This window comes from Streptomyces sp. NPDC026394 (genome assembly GCF_055567735.1).
In genome coordinates, this window is record NZ_JBVHPX010000003.1 from 497418 (window position 1) to 518233 (window position 20816).

Here is a 20816-nt window from a genome sequence, read left to right on the forward strand (position 1 = left end):
CGACGAATACCTAGGACTCGCTTCCAGTCCCCCCGGCGGGAGGCGCGCAGCATCGGCACTCAACCGAGCAACCTGGACAGTGTGCCACATCAGCGGCGGCCGCTGCCAATCGAGCGGGAGATCGTACACCGCGTCACACCGCCCGGATGCACGGACCCGCCTCCGACGCGCCGGGACGGACCGCCGGCGGGGCGCCGCCGGCCCGCTCTCACGCCGCGATCGCCAGCTGCCACTGGATACGGGCGGACTCCTCCGCGTGACGCTCGTCACCCTCCACGGCGAAGGTGGCGTGCGGGAAGTCGCGGATCTGCCGGAGCCACTCGCCGACCGTCGCCGTGCCGGGCACGGGGACGACGCGGCCCGAGCGGTCCGGGCCGCGGCTGGCGAGGACGGTGACCGTGAACTGGTCGGTCTCGGTCACCAGCACCACGTCGTGCGGGAACTGCGCCACCCGCTCCATGACCCCGCGGGCCGGCTCGCGTCCGTCGGCCACGACCAGCACATGGTCGCCGTGCTCGTCCGTGGTGCCCTCGAACCCCGCCAGTATGCCCAGGAACCGGTTTATGTGGCGGTTGCGCAGCTCGTCGATGACGCGCTGCCGTCCCTCCTGGAAGCCCGTGGTCGCGGCGAACCGGAACGTCAGCGAGACCCGGCCGGCCAGCGCCACGTCGATCTCCGCCATCTCCTCGCGCGTGGGGTACGCGGCCCCGTCGTCGAGGCCGTACGCCGCGAGCCAGCGGTTGACCTCCGGCCACAGCCACGCCCGGGAGCGCCCGACGGTGCCCTCGGCGGCCGGGAACGGGGCACCCTGGGCCTTGCGCACCCCGGCGGCCCACTGGGCGACGTTCTGCCGGGAGCGTCCCGTGCGCTCGGCGATCTCGTGTATGCCGACCACATCGCGGTCGAGGCGGCGCACCCGCAGGCGCGGCACCGCGGCGCGCGCCGCGGAGGCCGCTTCGAGCGCGGCCCGGACCGCGCAGTCGCCGGGCCAGGTGATGCTGAGCAGGTCGGTGCCGCCGGCCCGCGCCAGGAGGGCGTCGCAGGTGTCGCGCAGCGCGTCGACGGCGTCCGGGTCGTCGACGGTCGCGCCCGTGACGACGAAGGTGAAGTCGTAGTCCATGACGGCGTCCCCCTAGTCCTTGGGCAGGGTTGCAGGTCTGTTGTCGTTCGTCAACAGACAAAGCATGACAAAACATGTCGCAGCCTGCACGGGCAGCCGTCGTAAAGCGCACGGTCACCGCCGGTCCACCTCAGTTGACGCCGCGGTCACGCTTCGCCGCGCGGCATCCCCGTGAGACTGCGGTTCGCCGCGTCGTCCGGCAGCGGGCACCGAGCCGCCAGCCGGTCGATCACGCGCGCGTGCGCGGAGGCGCTGCGCGGCGTGCCCGCCACCGGGATGACCGTGCAGCGGCCCGCGCACGGACAGTAGAGCCGCCCCCAGTGCCCGTCCTTGCGCAGCACCCAGCCACGGGCCGCCCACTTCTCCAGCACCCGCCGCACGTCCTTCTTGGGGTGATCGCAGGGCCTGATCTCGCTGCCGACCACCCGCTCACCGCCCGTCGGCGCGCACGGAAGACGCCGGCGGTCCGCGGCGCACGCGCGGCTTCGGGGCGGGCGCGGAGGCGGTGCTCCGCGGCGCGACACGGGTGACGGGGTGAGCAAGTACCACGAGAGGCTGACTCCTCTGGTGCCGACTGGACTTCCTGGCGACGCCCGACCCCCTCGGCGCGAGCCGCCCCTCCCCGGGCGGTGACGCTCCGACATCAGTACGTTACTCCAAATGACGGAAGGTCCCTCGCCATTTCCGGCGCGCCGCACCCGCGAACCGAACTTCCGCACCGCGCGGCGCGGGGCGCGGCGCACCCCACTCGCCGCACACCCCGCTCCCCCGCTCCGGCTCACGCCCGCGCACCGCCGTACGCCCCCGGGCGCCGAGCGCAAAAGAATTATCCGGCGCGGGCAAAAATACGCCGTATCGAATGAACCCGAAAATCCTACAGCTCACAAGAAATGGAAGCCTTCCGGCTGAAGCTGCGCACCCGGCGACTACGCCGCACCCCCGGGGGAACCCTGAACCATATCGGCCGGGCGAGCAGGAAGGAGGATTTCATGCAGCATTCCCCTTCCGGACGTCCTTTCCGGCGCGGCGGCTGCGCCCGCTCCAGACACCGTTCTTCCCACGGACGCCGATCGCGCCGCGGAGCGAGAAGTCCCGCCCCCGCGTGCGGGAGACGCCCCGGCCCGGGCCCCGTACGAAGGCGGCGGGCGTGACCGGGGCACCGGGCCCCGCATCCGCCGCCCTCCCGCCCCGCCGCGAGGACGGCTCGGTGCGCCACGCCACCACGACGTTCGGCTCGCTGCGCATCCGCAACTACCGGCTGTTCGCCGCCGGACAGGCCGTCTCGCACACCGGTACCTGGATGCAGCGCATCGCCCAGGACTGGCTGGTCGTCGAACTGACCGGCTCCCCCGCCGCCGTCGGCTTCACCATCGGGCTCCAGTACGCGCCCATGCTGCTCCTCGGGCTGCACGGCGGCCTGATCGCCGACCGGCTGCCGATGCGCCGGCTGCTGCTCCACACCCAGGCCGCGCTCGGCACGACGGGGCTGGTCCTGGCCGTACTGGTGCTGTCCGGCCAGGCGAGGCCCTGGCACGTGTACGTCATGGCGGCCGTGCTGGGCCTGATCTCCGTCGCGGACGCTCCCGCCCGGCAGGCGTTCGTCTCCGAGCTGGTCGGACCGGAGCAACTGCGCAACGCGGTGAGCCTGAACTCCGCCGTCTTCCAGACCGCGCGCCTGGTCGGCCCGGCCGTCGCCGGCGTGGTGATCACGGTGGTGGGCATCGGCTGGGCCTTCCTCCTCAACGCCCTCTCCTACCTCGCGCCCCTCGCCGCCCTGCTGCTCATGCGCACCGCCGAGATACACCCGGCCGAGCGCGCCCCGCACGGCAGCGGCCAGGTCAGGGCGACGCTGCGGCAGGTCGGGCGCGATCCCGGCCTGCTGTGGCCGATCGTGCTGGTCGCCTTCGTCGGCACGTTCGGGTTCAACTTCCCCGTCTGGCTGACCGCGTTCACCGTGCAGGTCTTCCGTACCGGCTCCGGCGTGTACGGCCTGCTCAACTCGCTGCTGGCGGCGGGCGCGGTGGCGGGGGCGCTGTGGGCAGCGCGCAGCCTCGCGCCGCCGCGGCGGGTGCTGACCACGGCGGCGCTGCTGTTCGGCGCGCTGGAGACGGCCGCCGCCCTGGCGCCCGCCCTGTGGCTCTTCGCGGCCCTGCTGGTCCCGGTCGGCATGGCCGGTCTGGTCGTCACCGCCACCGCCAACGCGCACGTCCAGCTCACCGCGGACGCCGCGACGCGGGGCAGGGTGATGAGCCTGTTCAAGATCGCGTTCGTGGGCGGCACACCGGTGGCCGCGCCGGCCGTCGGCTGGGTCACCGAGACCTGCGGACCCCGCGCCGGCTTCCTCACCGGCGGCCTGACCTCGCTCGCGGCGGCCGCCGTCGTCGGCTGCGCGCTCTCCCGTCCGGCGACGGAGCCGGAGACGGGTACGAGAGCGTCGACGGGCGCGGATTCCGGCACCGAGCCGGAGTGCGAGGCGGAAACACGTTCGGACGGGGACGCGGACACGGCCGCGAAGACGTGAACCCCGGCCGCGGGCCGGCCTTTCCCGCACAACCGGTATTCACCTCCGTACGCGCAACACCCCGCAGACCGCCCTACAGGAAATTCCCGAGGTCCGCGAGGCGAACACCTGTCCTGCCTCCATCTGGCCCGCACACGGAAACGCCCGTACGGAAAAGAAACACACCACACCGCCTTATGCCGAAAGCCCGGACCCCGTCCGAACGCGAACCTCCGGAGGAAACACCATGCCCCTGAACCCACCGGCCGAAGAACGCCCACCGGCGGCACACCGGGTCATCGCCGTGAGCGGACCGGCGTACGTGGGCAAGGACACCCAGCTCCGCATGCTGGCCCGCCGCACCCCGCAGATCGAGACCTCCGCCCCTGCGGAGACCTACGCCTCCCGGTGGCACGCCCTGAGCGGCACGGAGGCGACTGGATGGTGGCTCGACGGCGCGTCCTACCAGGAGCTGGCAGACGTCCTCGCCACGGCCTACCTGGCCCGCGCCCGGCAGCCCCGGTCCAGTGGGTACCTGCGCTGTGTACGGCAGGGCCTGCCCATGCTGGAAGCGACGCTCGCTGCCGTCGCCGCCGTACGCGAGCGGTGCGGTACGGCACGAGCGGCCCGCGAGGCGCGCGCGGCACTCGCGCCGTACCGCACCGCCCTGCGCGCTTGTGAGGACACCGAGTGCGGCGTCGTCCTGCTGCACGACGAGGACCCCGCTCAGAGCGCCGCGCGCGGTCTGGCCCGGTCCCCGGCCCCTGACCGCCTCCTGGAGTACTACCAGCGGCGACTGCACGAGCAGATCAACCGCCTTCTCGGCGAGGGACGGTTCGACACGGCCGTCGTCGTCGGCGACCGGCCCGCGATCGACGTGCAGCACGAACTGCGGCAGCGCCTGCACCGGCTGTACCCCACGATTCCGGAGTGCGCGCTCTCCCGGGTACGGGTGGCGGCGCTGGGCGGCGACTGCGAGCACGCGCGCGACGCCGCCGGAGAGTACCTGCGTACCCGACGCGGCTACGCCCGGCTCAACGCCGCGCACCTCGCCGCCGCGTCGCACGACCCGTCCGTACCGGACACCGACGACACCACGGCCCTGGCCGAACGCATCGCCGACGGCCTCGACCGCTACTGCGCCGCGCACCCGTTCCTCGACCGCGTGAGCATCGAGCCCGTACGCGACCGGGCCACCGTCCAGGAACTGCGCAAGCTCTTCGGCGACCGGCTGCACGCCGTACACCCCGGGCCCGGGACCGGCCCGGCCGCCGCCCCGCACGCTCCCGCGCCGCACTCCTTCGCCCCTGACGGCTCCGTGCCGGGCGCCGCACCCGAGGACACCGCGCACGAGGACACCGCGCCCGAACCCACCGTTCAGCACACCGCTCAGGAAGCCGCCGCCCCCTGGCCCCGGCTCAGCCTCCACCGGCGCCTGGACCGCCTCGCCTTCGACGCCGCCTGGACGTTCCGGCCGCTCAAGCCCGTCTCCGTACACAGCCTGGGCCTCCCGAGCTGCCTCGGGACATATCTGCGCGCCCTGCGCGAACGGCTCACCCGGCCCCGTACGGCGGTGGACCTGGTCGCCGTGACCGGCAGCGCGGCCCGGGGCACGTACCGGCACGGCTGGAGCGACCTGGACGTCCTCGTCCTGGCACCGCAGGACGCCCTCCCCCGGCTCCGGAGCGTCCGCACGGAACTGGCGCCGGTGCTGGACGGCGTGCGGATGACCATGACGGTCCTCACCGAGGACGAGTTCCGCGCGGGCGCCCTGCCGCCGCGCCTGCTGCACGTCCTGACCCTCAGCGGGGCGGGCGCCCTCGCGCCCCTGTGGTGCGCCCCCGGCCTCGCCCTGCCGGTGCCGGACGCCGTCACGTACGCCGACGTCAGTGTGCGCGACGGCGTCCAGGCCGCCGTCACCCTCCGCAAGCAGCTCCTGCTCGCCGAACCCGACCTGCGGGTGCTCTACAAGGTCACCGCCCTGCTCGCGAAGATCATGCTCCGGGTGGAGAGCGGAGCCGAGTACCCGGCCGACGACCAGGCCGTCACCGCCTTCCACCACCGCCGTCCCGACGGACTCGGGGCCGCGCCGGGTGACGTACGGTACGACCGCGCCGGTACCGAGCGGATGGCCGCCGCCGTGCTGCGCGGCTGGCTCGCCACGCTCGCCCCGGCACCGCGACCGGAGGCCCCCGGCCATGGCGCCACCTGACCTGCGCCGCCCGTTCGGCTCCGAACTGCCCGTGGCGGCGCAGATCGTCCGGGTGCCCTCGATGCGCTGCATGTCGGCCGCACAGGAGCACGAGATGCTGACCGCGTTCAACCGGTACGGCTTCACGATCCTGCGCTGCGCCGAGCGGGCCAGGAGCCGCCAGGACCTGCTCAGCCTGCGCCGGCGCTTCGGCACCCCGGTGCCGCACCCGCGCGCGGACGGCGACGGGATCGTGCCGATCAGCCCGGCCCGGCCGGTCGCCGGCTTCCTCGGCTCCACCCGCGTGGAACACCTGCTGCACACCGACGGCGCCTTCCGTGACCACCCCGAAACCCTGATCACGCTCCAGTGCGTCCGGCCCGCCGTACGGGGCGGCCTGTCCGTCCTGGCCAGCGCCCAGGCCGCCTACGAGTACCTGGCGCGGCACTTCCCCGGCCGGCGCGACGCGCTGGCCGAACCCGACGCGCTGACGATCACCCGCGCCGACCGGACCAGCACCCAGCCGCTGTTCCGGCGCCGGGACGGCGTCTGCACGCTGACGTTCCGGATGGCGGACGGCGTGTCGCGGGTCGTGCCGCGCGCGGACGTCCGGGACCAGTACACGGAGCTGTGCCGGTTCTTCGCCGCCCCCGCGAACCGGCTGAGCTTCAAGCTCGCCGTCGGCGACGTGCTGATCGCCGACAACACGGCCGTGGTGCACGGCAGGACACCCGTCCCCGCCGGCATGCCCCGCGTGATGCGCCGTCTCAACTTCGACGCCACGGGGCCGGCCTGCGACCGGATGGCCTTCGGCTTCCCCGCACGCCCGGTACCACCGTGAGCCCTGCCGTCCCGCGGCCGCCGGCCCTGGCCTCCTAGGCGGGCTCCACCGCCCGTACGACCGCCTGCGGGCTGCGCACGGCCGTTCCCCCGGGCACCGGCTCCGAGGGGTCCGCGCCGAGGGCGACGATGCGGTTGTCCGCGTCCACGTGGACGACGCGCGGGCGCAGCGTACGGGCCTCGGCGTCGTCCACCTGGGCGTAGCTGATGAGGATCACCAGGTCGCCGGGGTGGACGAGGTGCGCGGCGGCGCCGTTGATGCCGAGGACGCCGGAGCCGCGCTCGCCCTCGATGAGGTATGTCTCCAGGCGCGCGCCGTTGGTGATGTCGACGATGTGGACCAGCTCGCCGGGCAGCAGGTCGGCGGCGTCCAGCAGGTCGGCGTCGACCGTCACCGAGCCGACGTAGTGCAGGTCCGCCTGGGTGACGGTGGCACGGTGGATCTTGGACTTGAACATGGTGCGCAGCATGGCGTCACTTCCGGGAAGAGGGTCGCGTCCCGAAGGGGTACGCGCCGACCCGCACATGCTAAGCACCCGGCGGGCGGAGCAGAAGGCCCGGCCCTGAAACAGCGAGGAGCCCCGCTCACCCGAAGGCGAGCGGGGCTCCTCAGAGCGCTCGGAAGAGCTGCCGGGTCTCCCCGACCGTCAGGAATTACTTGACGATCTTGGTGACCTGGCCGGCGCCGACGGTCCGGCCACCCTCACGGATGGCGAACTTCAGGCCCTCCTCCATGGCGACCGGCTGGATCAGCTGGACCGACATCTCGGTGTTGTCGCCCGGCATGACCATCTCGGTGCCCTCGGGGAGGGTCACGACGCCGGTCACGTCCGTGGTACGGAAGTAGAACTGCGGGCGGTAGTTGTTGAAGAACGGGGTGTGGCGGCCACCCTCGTCCTTCGACAGGATGTACGCCTGCGCTTCGAACTCCGTGTGCGGGGTGACCGAGCCCGGCTTGATGATGACCTGGCCGCGCTCGACGTCCTCGCGCTTGATGCCGCGGAGCAGCAGACCGACGTTCTCACCGGCCTGGCCCTCGTCGAGCAGCTTCCGGAACATCTCGATGCCGGTGACCGTGGTGGTGGTCTTCTCGGTCTTGATGCCGATGATGTCGACGGTCTCGTTGACCTTGAGGACACCGCGCTCGATACGACCGGTGACGACGGTGCCACGACCGGTGATCGTGAAGACGTCCTCGATCGGCATCAGGAACGGCTTGTCGACGTCACGCTCGGGCTGCGGGATCGCCTCGTCGACGGCGGCCATGAGCTTGAGGACGGAGTCGCCCCACTCCTTGTCGCCCTCGAGCGCCTTGAGCGCCGAGACCTTGACGACCGGAACGTCGTCGCCCGGGAACTCGTACTCCGAGAGGAGCTCACGGACCTCGAGCTCGACGAGCTCCAGGATCTCCTCGTCGTCCACCATGTCGGCCTTGTTCAGGGCGACGACGATGTAGGGCACGCCGACCTGGCGGGCCAGGAGCACGTGCTCCTTGGTCTGCGGCATCGGGCCGTCGGTCGCGGCGACCACGAGGATCGCGCCGTCCATCTGGGCGGCACCGGTGATCATGTTCTTGATGTAGTCCGCGTGACCGGGGCAGTCAACGTGGGCGTAGTGACGGTTCTCCGTCTGGTACTCGACGTGCGCGATCGAGATGGTGATACCGCGCTGGCGCTCCTCGGGCGCCTTGTCGATCATGTCGAAGGCCGAGGCCTCGTTCAGGTCCGGGAACGCGTCGTGCAGCACCTTGGTAATGGCGGCCGTGAGGGTCGTCTTACCGTGGTCGATGTGACCGATGGTGCCGATGTTGACGTGCGGCTTAGTCCGCTCGAACTTCGCCTTCGCCACTGGGTCCTCCTGAAGTGGTTCTGTACGCCTTACTCATCGGCGCCAGGTGATCTTTGCTGGGATGCCGGCCGCCGGGGCCCCCTCGCGGGTGGCGGGGACGGGCCCCGGCAGACGGTGTCAAGCCTAAAGCGTCTTGCGACTCGTGCGAGCCGGTACTACTCGCCCTTGGCCTTCGCGATGATCTCCTCGGCGACGTTCCGCGGAACCTCGGCGTAGGAGTCGAACTGCATCGAGTAGCTTGCGCGACCCGAGGTCTTGCTGCGGAGGTCTCCGACGTAGCCGAACATCTCCGAGAGCGGAACCAGGCCCGTGACGAGCTTGGCGCCGTGGCGGTCCTCCATGGACTGGATCTGACCGCGACGCGAGTTGATGTCGCCGATGACGTCACCCATGTAGTCCTCGGGCGTCGTCACCTCGACCTTCATCATCGGCTCCAGCAGGGCCGGGCTGGCCTTGCGGGCGGCCTCCTTGAAGGCCATCGAACCGGCGATCTTGAAGGCCATCTCGGACGAGTCGACCTCGTGGAACGCACCGTCGAGAAGGACGACCTTGACGCCGGTCAGCGGGTAGCCGGCGAGCACGCCGAACTCCATGGCCTCCTGGCAGCCCGCGTCCACGGACGGGATGTACTCCCGCGGGATACGGCCACCGGTGACCTTGTTCTCGAACTCGTAACCGTCGCCCTCAAGCGGCTCAAGGGCGATCTGCACCTTCGCGAACTGGCCGGAACCACCAGTCTGCTTCTTGTGCGTGTAGTCCAGGCGCTCGACGGCCTTGCGCAGGGTCTCGCGGTACGCGACCTGCGGCTTGCCGACGTTCGCCTCGACCCGGAACTCGCGCTTCATACGGTCGACCAGCACGTCGAGGTGCAGCTCGCCCATACCCGCGATGATGGTCTGACCGGTCTCCTCGTCCGTGTGGACCTGGAAGGACGGGTCCTCCTCGGCGAGACGCTGGATGGCGACACCCAGCTTCTCCTGGTCGCCCTTGGACTTGGGCTCGATGGCGACCTGGATGACCGGGGCCGGGAACTCCATCGACTCCAGGATGACCTGGTTCGACGAGTCGCAGAGGGTCTCACCGGTGGTGGTCTGCTTCAGACCCATGACGGCGACGATGTCACCGGCACCCACCGACTCGATCTCCTCACGCTTGTTCGCGTGCATCCGGTAGATCTTGCCGATGCGCTCCTTCTTGCCCTTCACCGAGTTGGTGACCTGCGAGCCGGCCTCAAGGCGGCCCGAGTACACCCGGATGAAGGTGAGCTTGCCCAGGTGGGGGTCGCTCGCAATCTTGAACGCCAGAGCGGCCAGCGGCTCCTCCTCGGAGGGGCGGCGCTTGATGACCTCTTCCGCGTCGTTGACGGCGTGGCCCTCGATGGCCTCGACGTCCAGCGGCGACGGCAGGTAGCGCACGACCGCGTCGAGCAGGGGCTGCACGCCCTTGTTCTTGAACGCGGTGCCGCAGAAGACCGGGGTGACGGTGGTGTCGCCGCCCTTGCCGGAGTTGATGGTGATGCGGCGGATCGCCGCGTGCAGCTGGTCCACGGTGGGCTCCTGGCCCTCCAGGTACAGCTCCATCATCTCTTCGTCGTTCTCGGCGACGGCCTCGAGCAGCTTGCCGCGCCACTCGTCGGCAGCCTCGGTGTGCGTGGCCGGGATGTCGACGGTGTCGTACATCTCGCCCTTGGCGGCCTCGGCGGACCAGACCAGCGCCTTCATGGAGACGAGGTCGATGACGCCCTTGAAGTCCGCCTCGGTACCGATCGGCAGCTGCATCACGATCGGGGTCGCGCCCAGGCGGTCCACGATCATGTCGACGCAGCGGTGGAACTCCGCACCGGTGCGGTCGAGCTTGTTGACGAAGCAGATGCGCGGCACGCCGTAGCGGTCGGCCTGGCGCCAGACGGTCTCGGACTGCGGCTCAACACCGGCAACGCCGTCGAACACCGTCACGGCACCGTCGAGCACGCGCAGCGAACGCTCCACCTCGACGGTGAAGTCGACGTGGCCCGGGGTGTCGATGATGTTGATGGTGTGATCAACGTTGTTCAGCGGCCAGTGGCAGGTCGTCGCGGCAGACGTGATCGTGATGCCGCGCTCCTGCTCCTGCTCCATCCAGTCCATCGTGGCAGCGCCGTCGTGGACCTCACCGATCTTGTAGGAGACACCGGTGTAGAACAGGATCCGCTCGGTGGTGGTCGTCTTGCCCGCGTCGATGTGGGCCATGATCCCAATGTTGCGGACCTTGGCCAGGTCAAGCGAAGTGGTAGCCATATCGGCTCAATCTTCTCTCGGTCTCGATGGGGGTAGCGACTACCAGCGGTAGTGCGCGAAGGCCTTGTTGGACTCGGCCATCTTGTGCGTGTCCTCGCGCTTCTTGACCGAAGCGCCGAGGCCGTTCGAGGCGTCCAGCAGCTCGTTCATGAGGCGCTCGGTCATGGTCTTCTCGCGGCGGGCGCGCGAGTAGCCCACGAGCCAGCGCAGCGAGAGCGTGGCGGCGCGGCCGGGCTTGACCTCGACCGGGACCTGGTAGGTCGCGCCACCGACACGGCGGGACTTGACCTCAAGGGTCGGCTTGATGTTCTCCAGCGCGCGCTTCAGCGTGATGACCGGGTCGTTGCCGGTCTTCTCACGCAGACCCTCCATGGCGCCGTAAACGATGCGCTCGGCGGTGGAGCGCTTACCGTTCAGCAGGACCTTGTTGATGAGGGAGGTCACCAGAGGAGAGCTGTAGACCGGGTCAATGATGACCGGGCGCTTCGGGGCGGGGCCCTTACGAGGCATTCTTACTTCTCCTTCTTGGCGCCGTAGCGGCTGCGAGCCTGCTTGCGGTTCTTGACGCCCTGCGTGTCGAGGGAGCCGCGGATGATCTTGTACCGAACACCCGGCAGGTCCTTCACACGGCCGCCACGCACGAGCACGATCGAGTGCTCCTGCAGGTTGTGGCCCTCACCCGGAATGTAAGCGGTGACCTCGATGCCGCTGGTCAGACGCACACGTGCGACCTTACGCAGGGCCGAGTTCGGCTTCTTCGGGGTGGTCGTGAAAACACGCGTGCAGACGCCGCGGCGCTGGGGCGAACCCTCCAGTGCGGGCGTCTTGTTCTTCTCGACCTTGTCCTGCCGGCCCTTGCGGACCAGCTGCTGGATCGTAGGCACCGTTTCTCCGGTTTCTGTGTGCCAGTCTCGGTAAAGCTAACCTGGAACAGTCCCCGACCCACGCGGTCGGGTGTGTCGAATACTGCAGACCCCTCGCTGGAACGAGGAGGGCGGCAGATTGCGGTGTCGAGACCCGGCTTCCGTACGGACGAGTGCACGCACGGCAGCCTGAGGACACCCCAGGCACAAGGTCAGAGCGTACCTACCGCATGGGCTGCGGTCAAAACAAATGCACACGCGAAGGACACGCCGGACTCCCCCGGCGCTGCGGCCACCGTAGTGCGATCAGCGGCCGTACGGAAGAAGGCTCGGCCATCGCCGCGCGCGCCGTGGCGGCCGCCCTGCGGCCCCCGGAGCCGCTCCCCGGTACTCGGCAGCCCCCGCGCCACCGGCGCCTTCCGTGCCCCGTCCCACGCGCCCTCAGAGGTTCGTCGCTCCCACGAAGACCATCAGGATGAAGAACAGCAGCCAGCCGCTGATCCCCAGCCAGCCCAGGACCAGCCCGGCGACCGCCTGACCGTCCCCGCGCTCCCCCGTGCGGCGGATCTCGGCCCGCGCCTTGTGCCCCAGGATGACCGCGGGTATCGACGTCAGACCCCACGTCACCGGGGCGAGGATGCCGCACACCAGCGCGCCGGTCGCCGAACCGTTGGTCGGCGCCGTCATCGGCTGCACCGGCATGAACGTCGGCGGCACCGCGGGCGGCGGCCCGAACTGCGACTGCGGCATCGGCCCCTGCGGCAGGTCCGCCACCAGCATCTGCAGCTCGGCCTGGGTCTGTGCCTGATACGCGCGCCCGATGCGCTGCTCGTACTCCTGCTGCGGAAGCCGCCCCTCGGCGAAACCGGCCTTCAGCACGTCCACCGCACGCTCCCGGTCGGCGTGCGACGCACGCATCGCCGGGACCTGGCCCGGGCCCTGGACCGGCTGCCCGCCTTGCCACGGCGCCGGCTGTCCACCCTGCCACGGCTGGAACGCCACTCTCAGCACCTCCCCCACATTAGGCAGTACCACCCATCATTCAGTACGCGCCGGAAGAGCGCACGGTTCCCCGCGAATGATTCCGCGCGCGCCACCACACCGCGCCGGCCACCGCAAGTGGAGCCGGCGGACCGCCGACGGAGCGATCCGCCCCGCAACGCCGCAGGGCGGCCACCCCGGGGGGTGACCGCCCTGCCGCTCACAGCGCGTGTCCGGTCCGGCCGCGCACGGCCGGCCGGGCCCTTACTGGTTGTACGGACCGTAGTCGTAATCCTCCAGCGGGACCGCCTGGCCGGAGCCGGTGCCGAAGGGCGAGTAGTCGATGTCGTCGTAACCGACGGCCGAGTACATCGCGGCCTTGGCCTCCTCGGTGGGCTCCACCCGGATGTTGCGGTAGCGGGACAGGCCCGTACCGGCCGGGATGAGCTTACCGATGATGACGTTCTCCTTGAGGCCGATCAGGGAGTCCGACTTGGCGTTGATCGCCGCGTCGGTGAGCACCCGGGTCGTCTCCTGGAAGGACGCCGCCGACAGCCAGGACTCGGTGGCCAGCGAAGCCTTGGTGATACCCATCAGCTGCGGACGGCCGGAGGCCGGGTGGCCGCCTTCCTGGACCACACGACGGTTCTCGCTCTCGAACTTCGTACGCTCCACCAGCTCGCCCGGCAGCAGCTCGGCGTCGCCGGACTCGATGATCGTCACACGGCGCAGCATCTGCCGGATGATGATCTCGATGTGCTTGTCGTGGATCGCCACGCCCTGGTTGTTGTAGACCTTCTGGACCTCGCCGACCAGGTGGACCTGGACGGCGCGCTGGCCCAGGATGCGCAGCACGTCGTGCGGGTTGACGGCACCCACGGTCAGCGCCTGACCGACCTCGACGTGGTCACCCTCGCCCACCAGCAGACGGGCACGCTTCGAGACGCCGTACGCCGTCTCGTCGCTGCCGTCGTCCGGCGTGACGACGACCTTCTTGGTCTTCTCGGTCTCCTCGATCCGGACGCGGCCGGCGGCCTCGGAGATCGGGGCGACACCCTTGGGCGTACGGGCCTCGAAGAGCTCGACGACACGCGGCAGACCCAGGGTGATGTCGTCACCCGCCACACCACCGGTGTGGAAGGTACGCATCGTCAGCTGGGTGCCGGGCTCACCGATGGACTGGGCGGCGATGATGCCGACCGCCTCACCGATGTCGACCAGCTTGCCGGTGGCCAGCGAACGGCCGTAGCAGAAGGCGCAGGTGCCGACGGCGGACTCGCAGGTCAGGACCGAGCGGGTCTTGACCTCCTCGACGCCGTGCGCGACGAGCTGGTCGATGAGGACATCGCCCAGGTCGACGTTGGCGGGGCCGATGACCTTGCCGTCCACGACGACGTCCTCGGCCAGCATGCGTGCGTACACGCTGGACTCGACGTCGTCCGCCTTGCGCAGGATGCCGTCGGCGCCCTTGCTGGCGATCCGCAGCTTCAGACCGCGCTCGGTGCCGCAGTCCTCCTCGCGGATGATGACGTCCTGCGAGACGTCCACGAGACGACGGGTCAGGTAACCCGAGTCGGCGGTACGCAGGGCGGTGTCCGCGAGACCCTTACGGGCACCGTGGGTGGAGATGAAGTACTCCAGCACGGACAGACCCTCACGGAACGACGCCTTGATGGGTCGCGGGATGGTCTCGTTCTTCGCGTTCGACACCAGACCACGCATACCGGCGATCTGCCGCATCTGCATCATGTTTCCTCGGGCACCCGAGTCAACCATCATGAAGATGGGGTTCGTCTTGGGGAAGTTCGCGTTCATCGCCTCGGAGACCTCATTGGTCGCCTTGGTCCAGATGTTGATCAGTTCCTGAGTGCGCTCGTCCTTGGTGATCAGACCGCGCTCGTACTGCTTCTGAACCTTCTCGTCCTGGGCCTCGTAGCCCGCGACGATGGCCTTCTTGGCCTCCGGCACGACGATGTCCGAGACCGCGACGGTGACACCGGAACGGGTCGCCCAGTGGAAACCGGACGCCTTCAGGTTGTCGAGCGTCGCCGCCACGATGACCTTCGGGTAGCGCTCGGCCAGGTCGTTGACGATCGCGGAGAGCTGCTTCTTGCCCACCGAGTAGTCGACGAACGGGTAGTCCTCGGGCAGCAGCTCGTTGAAGAGCGCGCGGCCCAGGGTCGTCCGCAGCCGGAAGCTGTCACCCTGCTGCCACTCGGGCTCGCCCTCCTCCTGCGCCGGCGGGGTCCAGCCGCGGGGCGGGACGGTGCCGATCGGGAAGCGGATGTCGACCTTCGCCTGGAGCGAGAGCTCCCGGTTGTCGAAGGCCATGATCGCCTCGGCGACCGAGCCGAAGGACCGGCCCTCGCCGATGACCTTGCGCTCCGCCTCGTCGGTGGTGAGGAAGAACAGGCCCAGCACCATGTCCTGGGTCGGCATGGTGACCGGACGGCCGTCGGCCGGCTTGAGGATGTTGTTCGAGGACAGCATCAGGATGCGGGCCTCGGCCTGCGCCTCCGCGGACAGCGGCAGGTGCACGGCCATCTGGTCACCGTCGAAGTCCGCGTTGAACGCGGTGCACACGAGCGGGTGAATCTGAATGGCCTTGCCCTCGACCAGCTGCGGCTCGAAGGCCTGGATGCCGAGGCGGTGCAGGGTGGGCGCACGGTTCAGCAGGACCGGGTGCTCCGCGATGACCTCTTCGAGGACGTCGTAGACGACCGTACGGCCGCGCTCGACCATCCGCTTGGCGCTCTTGATGTTCTGCGCGTGGTTCAGGTCGACCAGGCGCTTCATCACGAACGGCTTGAAGAGCTCCAGCGCCATGGCCTTCGGCAGACCGCACTGGTGCAGCTTCAGCTGCGGACCGACGACGATCACGGAACGCGCGGAGTAGTCCACACGCTTGCCGAGCAGGTTCTGACGGAACCGGCCCTGCTTACCCTTCAGCATGTCGCTGAGGGACTTCAGCGGACGGTTGCCGGGGCCCGTCACCGGGCGGCCGCGGCGGCCGTTGTCGAACAGCGCGTCGACGGCCTCCTGCAGCATCCGCTTCTCGTTGTTCACGATGATCTCGGGGGCACCGAGGTCGAGAAGCCGCTTGAGGCGGTTGTTGCGGTTGATCACGCGGCGGTACAGGTCGTTCAGGTCGGAGGTCGCGAAGCGGCCACCGTCCAGCTGCACCATCGGACGCAGGTCCGGCGGGATGACCGGGATGCAGTCCAGCACCATGCCGTTGGGGCTGTTGCGGGTCTGCAGGAACGCGGAGACGACCTTCAGGCGCTTGAGCGCACGGGTCTTCTTCTGGCCCTTGCCGGTGCGGATGATCTCGCGGAGCTTCTCGGCCTCTTCGTCGAGGTCGAAGGACTCCAGGCGCTTCTGCAGGGCAGCCGCGCCCATGCCGCCCATGAAGTACGTGCCGAAGCGGTCACGCAGCTCGCGGTAGAGCAGCTCGTCGCCCTCCAGGTCCTGGACCTTGAGGTTCTTGAAGCGGCTCCACACCTCGTCGAGGCGGTCGATCTCGCGCTGCGCGCGGTCGCGCAGCTGCTTCATCTCACGCTCGGCGCCCTCGCGCACCTTGCGGCGCACGTCCGCCTTGGCGCCCTCGGCCTCCAGCTCGGCCAGGTCGGTCTCGAGCTTCTTGGCGCGGGCTTCCAGGTCGGCGTCGCGGCGCTGCTCGATCTGCTGACGCTCGACGGAGACGTGCGCCTCCAGCGAGGGCAGGTCGCGCGTACGGCGCTCCTCGTCCACCCACGTGATCATGTAGGCGGCGAAGTAGATGACCTTTTCCAGGTCCTTCGGGGCGAGGTCGAGCAGGTAGCCCAGCCGCGACGGAACGCCCTTGAAGTACCAGATGTGCGTGACGGGGGCGGCCAGCTCGATGTGGCCCATCCGCTCACGGCGCACCTTGGCGCGAGTGACCTCGACGCCACAGCGCTCGCAGATGATGCCCTTGAACCGGACACGCTTGTACTTGCCGCAGTAGCACTCCCAGTCCCGGGTCGGACCGAAGATCTTCTCGCAGAAGAGCCCGTCCTTTTCCGGCTTGAGGGTGCGGTAGTTGATGGTCTCCGGCTTCTTGACCTCACCGTGGGACCACTGTCGGATGTCGTCCGCGGTCGCCAGGCCGATCCGCAGCTCGTCGAAGAAGTTGACGTCGAGCACTGTCGTCAATCCCTCTTTCAGGGTCGTGCCCTTCGCGTAAGCGAAAAAATGGGCTCTACATCATGGTCTGTACGGGTCCGGGGCGACCGGGGCTCCTTGGGGGAAAGGAGCCCCGGCCAGGCCCGTCAGACCTCTTCGACGCTGCTCGGCTCGCGCCGGGACAGGTCGATACCGAGCTCCTCCGCGGCGCGGAAGACATCCTCGTCCGTGTCGCGCATCTCGATGGACATGCCGTCCGAGGACAGCACCTCCACGTTCAGGCACAGCGACTGCATTTCCTTGATGAGCACCTTGAAGGACTCGGGAATGCCGGGCTCGGGGATGTTCTCGCCCTTGACGATCGCCTCGTACACCTTCACGCGGCCGGTCACGTCGTCGGACTTGATGGTCAGCAGTTCCTGGAGGGCGTACGCGGCGCCGTAAGCCTCCAGCGCCCACACCTCCATCTCACCGAAGCGCTGGCCACCGAACTGGGCCTTACCACCCAGCGGCTGCTGGGTGATCATCGAGTACGGACCGGTCGAACGCGCGTGCAGCTTGTCGTCCACCAGGTGGTGGAGCTTCAGGATGTACATGTACCCGACCGAGATCGGGTCCGGGAACGGCTCACCGGAACGGCCGTCGAACATCCGGGCCTTGCCGGTGTCCTTGACCATCCGCTCACCGTCGCGGTTCGGCAGCGTGGAGTCGAACAGACCAGCGAGCTCATCCTCGCGCGCACCGTCGAAGACCGGGGTCGCGACGTTGGTGCGGGGCGCGACCTCGTCGGCGCCGATCGCCTGAAGACGCTTCTGCCAGTCGGCGTCGCCCTCGACCTTCCAGCCCTGGCTGGCGAGCCAGCCGAGGTGGATCTCCAGGACCTGTCCCGGGTTCATTCGGGACGGGACACCCAGCGGGTTGAGGATGATGTCGACCGGGGTGCCGTCCTCCAGGAACGGCATGTCCTCGACCGGCAGGATCTTGGAGATGACGCCCTTGTTGCCGTGACGGCCGGCGAGCTTGTCACCGTCGGTGATCTTGCGCTTCTGCGCCACGTAGACGCGGACCAGCTGGTTCACGCCCGGGGGCAGCTCGTCGCCCTCTTCACGGTCGAAGACGCGGACGCCGATGACCTTGCCGATCTCGCCGTGCGGGACCTTCAGCGAGGTGTCACGGACCTCACGGGCCTTCTCACCGAAGATCGCGCGCAGCAGACGCTCCTCGGGGGTCAGCTCGGTCTCACCCTTGGGCGTGACCTTGCCGACGAGGATGTCGCCGGCGACGACCTCGGCACCGATGCGGATGATGCCGCGCTCGTCGAGGTCCGAGAGGACCTCCTCGGAGACGTTCGGGATGTCCCGGGTGATCTCCTCCGGGCCCAGCTTGGTGTCCCGGGCGTCGACCTCGTGCTCCTCGATGTGGATCGAGGACAGGACGTCGTCCTGCACGAGGCGCTGCGACAGGATGATCGCGTCCTCGTAGTTGTGGCCCTCCCAGGGCATGAAGGCGACGAGCAGGTTCTTGCCCAGCGCCATCTCGCCCTCGTCGGTGGAGGGACCGTCGGCGAGCACCTGGCCCACGACGACGCGCGCGCCCTCGTCCACGACGACCTTCTGGTTGAAGGAGGTGCCCTGGTTGGAGCGGGTGAACTTGGCGACGCGGTACGTGGTGTACGTGCCGTCGTCGTTGGCGACGGTGATGTAGTCCGCGGAGACCTCCTGGACCACACCGTCCTTCTCGGCCTTGATGACGTCACCGGCGTCGACCGCGCAGCGGTACTCCATGCCGGTGCCGACCAGCGGGGCCTCCGCCTTGATCAGCGGCACGGCCTGGCGCATCATGTTCGATCCCATGAGCGCGCGGTTGGCGTCGTCGTGCTCCAGGAAGGGGATCATGGCGGTCGCGGCCGACACCATCTGGCGCGGCGAGACGTCCATGTAGTCCACGTCCTCGCGGGCGGCGAGGTCGACCTCACCACCGCGACGGCGGCACATGACGCGGCCTTCGGCGAACTCCATGTCCTCGGTGAGGGGAGCGTTCGCCTGCGCGATGAGGAAGCGGTCTTCCTCGTCGGCGGTCAGGTAGTCGACCTGCTCGGTGACCCGGCCGTCGACGACCTTGCGGTACGGCGTCTCGATGAAGCCGAAGACGTTGACCCGGCCGTACGAGGCGAGCGAACCGATCAGACCGATGTTCGGGCCTTCGGGGGTCTCGATCGGGCACATGCGGCCGTAGTGCGAGGGGTGCACGTCACGGACGTCCAGGCCGGCCCGCTCACGGGAGAGACCACCGGGGCCCAGCGCGGACAGCCGGCGCTTGTGGGTCAGACCCGACAGCGGGTTGGTCTGGTCCATGAACTGGGAGAGCTGGCTGGTGCCGAAGAACTCCTTGATGGAGGCGACGACCGGCCGGATGTTGATCAGGGTCTGCGGCGTGATCGCCTCGACGTCCTGGGTGGTCATGCGCTCACGCACGACACGCTCCATACGGGCGAGACCCGTACGGACCTGGTTCTGGATCAGCTCGCCGACGTTGCGCAGGCGGCGGTTGCCGAAGTGGTCGATGTCGTCGGTCTCGACGACGATCTCCGTGCCGTTCTCGCCGATCGTCTCGGTCTCGCCGGCGTGCAGCTTGACCAGGTACTTGATCGTGGCGATGACGTCGTCGGTGGTCAGCACACCGGCGTCCAGCGGCTCGTCGCCGCCCAGCTTCTTGTTGACCTTGTAGCGGCCGACCTTCGCGAGGTCGTAGCGCTTCGGGTTGAAGTAGAGGTTCTCCAGCAGCGTCTGCGCGGCCTCGCGCGTCGGCGGCTCGCCCGGGCGCAGCTTGCGGTAGATGTCGAGCAGCGCGTCGTCCTGGCCCTGGGTGTGGTCCTTCTCCAGGGTGGCGCGCATGGACTCGTACTCGCCGAACTCCTCCAGGATCTGCTCGGTCGTCCAGCCGAGGGCCTTGAGGAGGACGGTCACGGACTGCTTGCGCTTGCGGTCGATGCGCACGCCGACCATGTCGCGCTTGTCGATCTCCATCTCCAGCCAGGCACCCCGGGACGGGATGATCTTGGCGGTGAAGATGTCCTTGTCGGACGTCTTGTCGATCTGGCTGTCGAAGTAGACGCCCGGCGAGCGGACCAGCTGCGAGACGACGACACGCTCGGTGCCGTTGATGCAGAAGGTGCCCTTGTTGGTCATGAGCGGGAAGTCGCCCATGAAGACCGTCTGAGACTTGATCTCACCGGTCTCGTTGTTGGTGAACTCAGCCGTGACGAAGAGCGGAGCCGCGTACGTGAAGTCGCGCTCCTTGCACTCGTCGATGGAGTTCTTCGGGGGCTCGAATCGGTGGTCGCGGAACGTCAGCGACATCGACCCGGAGAAGTCCTCGATCGGGGAGATCTCTTCGAAGATCTCCTCCAGACCGGACTTGGTGGGGACGTCCTGACCACTTTCCAGCGCAGCCTCGACGCGACCCTTCCATGCGGCATTGCCGAGCAGCCAGTCGAAGCTTTCGGTCTGCAGCGCAAGGAGGTTCGGAACCCCGAGGGGCTCCTTGATCTTCGCAAAAGAGATGCGCAGCGGGGCGGTGCTGTCGCCGTTGTTCGTATTGGCAGTCGAGGCGTTGCGCGAGGCGGCCAAGAGGGGGTCCTTCCGAGGGCTCGGACTCACTACGCGCGTACCGGTCCCGGACCGAACACAGCCGGAGGAAAGGCCCAGGTCAGGGCGGATCAGTCGGCATTGCTCGAGCTCGGGTATGCCCCTGGTGACGGGCAGGGAGCAGCTAACAGGCAGCGCAAAGGGTCAGTGTAGCCACTCGGCACACTGATGTCCAGAGCGAGTTTCCGGAGACCGGCCCAGCACCGTGATACCGATCTTCTCCCTCCGGGAGGCGGCACCCTCCGTGACGGAGGTACCCCTCTTTGTTCGTCTCAACGCCCAACGTCTTATGCCTGCCACGAGCCGTGCGCCAACAGGCGCACCCCGATGCTTCCCTCTTCGCCGGCGATCCATGCCTCGAACCCGGATCGCTTCTGACGTCGCGTCCTGAGAATTGCGCGCTGCGT

General features: G+C 69.1%; 13 protein-coding genes. 3 read left to right on the forward strand and 10 right to left on the reverse strand.

Features of this window, described 5'->3' with window-relative positions; genetic code table 11:
* Positions 1-208: 208 nt before the first annotated feature.
* Both ACZ4QV_RS10655 and ACZ4QV_RS10660 read right to left on the reverse strand, forming a co-directional pair.
* Positions 209-1120, reverse strand: a complete 912-nt coding sequence (locus ACZ4QV_RS10655; RefSeq protein ID WP_361149187.1) for a helix-turn-helix transcriptional regulator — start codon at positions 1118-1120, stop codon at positions 209-211.
* A 146-nt stretch (positions 1121-1266) separates the two neighbouring features.
* Positions 1267-1545, reverse strand: coding sequence for a hypothetical protein (locus tag ACZ4QV_RS10660; protein ID WP_361149184.1), 279 nt, complete (start codon positions 1543-1545; stop codon positions 1267-1269).
* Positions 1546-2267: 722 nt separating this feature from the next.
* Here ACZ4QV_RS10660 and ACZ4QV_RS10665 point away from each other — a divergent pair.
* The 3 genes from ACZ4QV_RS10665 to ACZ4QV_RS10675 all read left to right on the forward strand — a co-directional run bounded on the left by ACZ4QV_RS10665 (position 2268) and on the right by ACZ4QV_RS10675 (position 6652).
* Positions 2268-3641, forward strand: a complete 1374-nt coding sequence (locus tag ACZ4QV_RS10665; RefSeq protein WP_467762775.1) for an MFS transporter — start codon at positions 2268-2270, stop codon at positions 3639-3641.
* 226 nt (positions 3642-3867) lie between these two features.
* Positions 3868-5832: a nucleotidyltransferase domain-containing protein gene (locus ACZ4QV_RS10670; RefSeq protein ID WP_467762776.1), complete on the forward strand. Its 1965-nt coding sequence runs from the start codon at positions 3868-3870 to the stop codon at positions 5830-5832.
* Complete coding sequence (locus tag ACZ4QV_RS10675) at positions 5819-6652, forward strand: TauD/TfdA family dioxygenase (protein WP_467762777.1); 834 nt, start codon at positions 5819-5821, stop codon at positions 6650-6652. Before ACZ4QV_RS10670 ends, ACZ4QV_RS10675 begins: the two co-directional genes overlap by 14 nt.
* 34 nt (positions 6653-6686) lie before the next feature.
* Here ACZ4QV_RS10675 and panD read toward each other — a convergent pair whose 3' ends face one another.
* From panD to rpoB, 8 genes are all read right to left on the reverse strand, one after another.
* The gene (gene panD, locus ACZ4QV_RS10680) at positions 6687-7121 is read right to left on the reverse strand and encodes an aspartate 1-decarboxylase (protein ID WP_361584315.1); all 435 of its coding nucleotides are present in this window, start codon (positions 7119-7121) and stop codon (positions 6687-6689) included.
* Positions 7122-7305: 184 nt separating this feature from the next.
* Positions 7306-8499, reverse strand: a complete 1194-nt coding sequence (tuf, locus tag ACZ4QV_RS10685) for an elongation factor Tu (RefSeq protein ID WP_361149173.1) — start codon at positions 8497-8499, stop codon at positions 7306-7308.
* 155 nt (positions 8500-8654) lie between these two features.
* Complete coding sequence (gene fusA, locus ACZ4QV_RS10690) at positions 8655-10775, reverse strand: elongation factor G (protein WP_361149170.1); 2121 nt, start codon at positions 10773-10775, stop codon at positions 8655-8657.
* A 39-nt stretch (positions 10776-10814) separates the two neighbouring features.
* Positions 10815-11285, reverse strand: coding sequence for a 30S ribosomal protein S7 (gene rpsG / locus ACZ4QV_RS10695; protein ID WP_030017001.1), 471 nt, complete (start codon positions 11283-11285; stop codon positions 10815-10817).
* 2 nt (positions 11286-11287) lie between these two features.
* Entirely contained in the window at positions 11288-11659 is a 372-nt protein-coding gene (rpsL, locus tag ACZ4QV_RS10700; protein ID WP_003948652.1) for a 30S ribosomal protein S12, read from the reverse strand.
* Positions 11660-12079: 420 nt separating this feature from the next.
* A complete protein-coding gene (locus tag ACZ4QV_RS10705) occupies positions 12080-12556 on the reverse strand; it encodes a DUF1707 and DUF4190 domain-containing protein (protein WP_361149167.1) in 477 nt (158 codons plus the stop codon).
* 327 nt (positions 12557-12883) lie between these two features.
* Complete coding sequence (locus tag ACZ4QV_RS10710; protein ID WP_030017003.1) at positions 12884-16783, reverse strand: DNA-directed RNA polymerase subunit beta'; 3900 nt, start codon at positions 16781-16783, stop codon at positions 12884-12886.
* Between the two features lie 125 nt (positions 16784-16908).
* Positions 16909-20391, reverse strand: a complete 3483-nt coding sequence (gene rpoB / locus ACZ4QV_RS10715) for a DNA-directed RNA polymerase subunit beta (protein ID WP_125055648.1) — start codon at positions 20389-20391, stop codon at positions 16909-16911.
* Between the last annotated feature and the right edge of the window lie 425 nt (positions 20392-20816).